1 rRNA gene is annotated in these 796 nt (G+C 54.1%); it reads right to left on the reverse strand.

Annotation, left to right across the window (positions count from 1 at the left end):
* Positions 1–753, reverse strand: a 23S ribosomal RNA gene (locus GFY24_RS41540); the annotation flags it as partial.
* Positions 754–796 lie beyond the last annotated feature (43 nt).

Genomic DNA, 796 nt, shown 5'->3' on the forward strand with positions numbered 1-796 from the left:
AGGGCGCCCTATTCGGACTCGCTTTCGCTACGGCTACCCCACACGGGTTAACCTCGCCACACACCGATGACTCGCAGGCTCATTCTTCAAAAGGCACGCCATCACCCCACACAACAAGTTGCGAAGGCTCTGACGGATTGTAAGCGCACGGTTTCAGGTACTATTTCACTCCCCTCCCGGGGTACTTTTCACCTTTCCCTCACGGTACTAGTCCGCTATCGGTCACCAGGTAGTATTCAGGCTTATCGGGTGGTCCCGACAGATTCACAGCAGATTTCACGGGCCCGCTGCTACTCGGGTGTCTCTAACACAAGCCGTTGAGTTTTCGTCTACGGGATTCTCACCCTCTACGACGGGCCGTCCCAGGCCACTTCGACTAACACAACGGTTTCTGACTTGTGCTTACTTCGGCAGAAGTAAGAATAGAGATCCCACAACCCCAAGAACGCAACGCCTGCCGGCTATCACACGCTCCTGGTTTAGCCTCTTCCGCTTTCGCTCGCCACTACTCACGGAATCACTGTTGTTTTCTCTTCCTGTGGGTACTGAGATGTTTCACTTCCCCACGTTCCCTCCACACCACCTATATATTCAGTGGCGGGTAACACGACATCACTCGTGCTGGGTTTCCCCATTCGGAAATCCTCGGATCTCAGCTCGTTTGACAGCTCCCCGAGGCTTATCGCAGCCTACTACGTCCTTCATCGGCTCCTGGTGCCAAGGCATCCACCGTACGCTCTTACACACTTACTAACAAAGATGCTCGCGTCCACTGTGCAGTTCTCAAACAACACAC

Origin of the sequence: Nocardia sp. SYP-A9097, from assembly GCF_009649815.1 — a bacterium.
Classification (GTDB): Bacteria; Actinomycetota; Actinomycetes; order Mycobacteriales; family Mycobacteriaceae; genus Nocardia.